The following is a 3,424-nucleotide window of genomic DNA, read 5'->3' on the forward strand; positions in this document are numbered from 1 at the left end:
GGGGCTGCCGCGCAGCGGCAGCAGTTGGTCGATTCGGAGAGGGCCGGGCCAGTAGGCCCGACCCTTCGAATCCCCCGCGCAGGGCGCGCAGGCGCCCTGCTTCTCTCCGCGTACAGACGAAAAAAAAGCTACCCGAAGGTAGCTTTTTCTTTTTCGTCTGAGAGGGGGATTCCTATCATTGAATGTCGACCATAAGATCTCGCGCTTCATCAATTTTTGATCCTGAGATGCCCCCTAACATGCCCCTTGGCCGTATAGAATTTGGCCAATTTATGTTACTCCCCCTTCTTCGAAGAAGTTAGACCAGTTGCCGCGTAGTAGCGCAAAGCTATTTCTTAACCACGGAAACTCTGAATCATTCAGCCTCTATCTACCTCATATCTCGACCATATAGTTGGCGACTCGCTAGAAGCAAAAAAACTTCCGCCGAAAATAACTTTCAGCAAGTACACACAGTGTCAACTAGAAATGTTACGCTCACAGGTAGGTTAAGATATAAAGCCCGCATGCGTTCTTCCATCAGCCATTTATTAAAAATATAAAAAATGCAATCTCTTTTTGGAAAAAATATTCCTATTTCTCTTTGGAATTCGTCCACGCTTTATTTGCCATTGCATTTAGCTAACGCACACAAAAAATTTCTGGAGGAACGCGGATGGTGGGCGAGCTATGACCCAAATGGATCGGGAGGAATCGGTGGAATTTCTACTGCGCAAGCCCAAGACCACGTTACGAACCGTTTTTTGAACTCCGCAGCCCGAATGCAGTTTGTCTGCTCCGATCCGAACGATGAAGAAATTCTAGTTCGTGAAATGGTCCTCGATCAACTTGCCGATGGGAAAATTTACTTATTAGATTTGGCCGCTGGAAATGGATCAGGCACATTATCGCTTTTGTCGTTGATATGCGAGCTAAGAGAACATGGATGTCTACCTAAACTTCCGTTAAATGTTTCGATTAGTGGAGTCGATTATTCTGTCGATGCATTGGGCTATTACGCAGACTTGCTTGGGCGATTAGATCCTTGGTTTGTCAGCAATGGAATAAATATAAATTTGACACTTTACAATTGCGATCTAAGCATATCGGGAGATTTTAACGAAGTTCTCGAATCTTTTCTTAAGGACGCAGAAGATGGTGAAATAAAACGATTTTTATGCGTCGTTTCTGCACTATCTGGTGCAAAGAAGGACGGAATCGCACTCCTGCTTGACTCACTAAAATTAGCGGCTGCCGCGTTAAGTCACAAAAAAAGAAATAGCTCATGGTTGTGGGTAGAGCCGTATGTTGGAAAAACATGGATTACAAAAGCAATTGATACGGTTAAGCTTACCCTCCAAAAAGTGGCACATGTATTTTCCTCTAAGGGGGAGAGCTTCGAAATAGTAACTAGCACCCTCAAATTAGAAGAAAAGCCTAAACGATCATTCAAATGGCTTGATCCCCACAAAGGAGTTTCAGCTATAAGCCACGTGTTCGTCGTCGGGTTTAAAAATGAGTAAAGTTCATTTAAGTTTAGATCAGACATTGCTTGTACGTGCGTTAAATTCTACCAAGCAGTCATATTTCCCTACGTATGTTGGATTGCGAATACTTGGATCGCAATTGGTTAAGCAAGAAAGCAACTTCCTTGATCGACTACTTTCGCGTCGATTAGTTGCAGGAGAGAAATGGCGATACCAAAGTTTCGACATGTATAAAGGTTCAACTATCACAAAAAACGGATTGGAACATGAATATAGAAGTTGTCTGGCACCAAGTCCAATTACATCGCTCGCTGAAGCAGCAATATTGATGCAACTCGCCGCATTACCAGCATTTTCGCCTGCGTCGAGAGCATATAGCTATCAATGGCCGTCGACAAGAACCGCTGGAGTAAGTTATCGATATTTTATCGAAGGTTACAAAGAGCGAAACCGAGATGTAGCAACTGCATTAGACGTACCAGGAACTATTGCGGTCATCACGGACATACGAAAATTCTATCCCTCAGCAACGAAGGACCAAGCTCGTCATGTATTTCGGGAACTCTTTAATGGATCAAAGAAAAATGAAAGAATTCACGAAGATTCGATTACTGGATTCTTTGAACAAATGCTTGATATATCCATAAAAGGTATACCGGTAGGACCAGCAACGAGTCATATACTTGGCCATCTGGTACTCCGAGACGTAGATGCAGAATTAACTAGTGCATATGGTAGCAATTATTTTCGATATGTCGATGACATAGTTGTCGTGTGTGCAGCTTCGCAAGAACAGCAAGTAAAGAATTGCATTAGTCAGTGCCTTCTCCGAAATGGCTTTGAAATCAATGATGAAAAGACAACCATTGCCAGCGCTCAGGCATGGAATCACAGCATGCTGCAGGATGACGTTCAAAAAGATGAAAATTTTCGGGGCTTTACCCAGGATTTAGTGGTCTACTTGGCGCTTCATCCAGATAGGGCCAATGAACTAAAGTCGATGTTTTCGGAAAATGGATTCAGTATTTCAATTGATCGACTCAAAGCGCTCGCTGCCTACCCTCGCTTTCAGTATTTTCTGAAACGACGAAAATCGCCGCAAGGGCTAACACATGCTCTAGAAATATGGCTATCGAAGAACGTTGATTTTTTGAAAAGAGCAGTAAGAATAAAAAAAACGTATGAGGAACTTCTTCCTGTACTAATCAATAATAATAAATCGTCAATGGATAATCATGAAAGATGGCAGATTCAGAGAGTTCGCAGAATTGTGAACTCTCTTTTCTATTTGCGAAATTTCGGAGAATGGTCAGGCGAGCAAGAGGTATTCCAAGCCTTCCCAGAGTTGGTAGAGCAAGCAGCGTTGGCCCAAGCGTTAGTGAGTGGGACAGTCAATCCAATTTTGCCGTTCTACGGGCGAGGTCCCGCGGCCTTCGCCGAACTCTGGAAAGCACATGGCACCACAAATGCTCAGCTTGAGCCAGTAAAAAATATTAATAATGCAACTCTCGATAGTTTGGGAAGTTTACGACTTTCAGCAATAATTTCTGAAAATTCCGTAGATGAACAAGGAGTCGAAAAACGGTTACCTGGACTAATTAGTGAAGCGTCACCGTTGAAAAGAAGTTCTCCTAATCTATCGTTTGAAGATGAGCTAGAGTCGTTACGATTGGGTCGTTCAGGACAAGAGATAGCAGAGCTAATTAAAACTAGATATTCGAATGAGGAAGGAACGGCTCTAGATGCGCTGTCACTGCTCAGTTCTGAATATCGAAGTTAGTATCGAACAATTTATAGCCTAAGATGGGACAGTAAATAATGTAGCAATCGTAATCATAGGTGTGTGGGGGGGGGGGAATCTAAATTTTCGTGCGAATCTTCTATTCGAGTTTTTATAAACGTGACACCTCTAAAACCACGTACAGGTGGCCCAATTAGAGGCGTCTTGCGCCTGCCTC

At 43.3% G+C, this 3,424-nt stretch carries 2 protein-coding genes; both read left to right on the forward strand.

Features of this window, described 5'->3' with window-relative positions:
• Positions 1-545 precede the first annotated feature (545 nt).
• Entirely contained in the window at positions 546-1,502 is a 957-nt protein-coding gene (locus tag ASN89_RS28865; RefSeq protein WP_152988706.1) for a hypothetical protein, read from the forward strand.
• Positions 1,495-3,246 (forward strand): RNA-directed DNA polymerase, encoded by a 1,752-nt coding sequence (locus ASN89_RS28410; RefSeq protein ID WP_082654773.1) that lies wholly within the window; start codon positions 1,495-1,497, stop codon positions 3,244-3,246. The genes ASN89_RS28865 and ASN89_RS28410 overlap by 8 nt, the downstream gene beginning before the upstream one ends.
• Positions 3,247-3,424 lie beyond the last annotated feature (178 nt).

It is taken from the genome of Janthinobacterium sp. Ant5-2-1 (genome assembly GCF_001445815.1).
Classification (GTDB): domain Bacteria; phylum Pseudomonadota; class Gammaproteobacteria; order Burkholderiales; family Burkholderiaceae_D; genus Janthinobacterium; species Janthinobacterium lividum_E.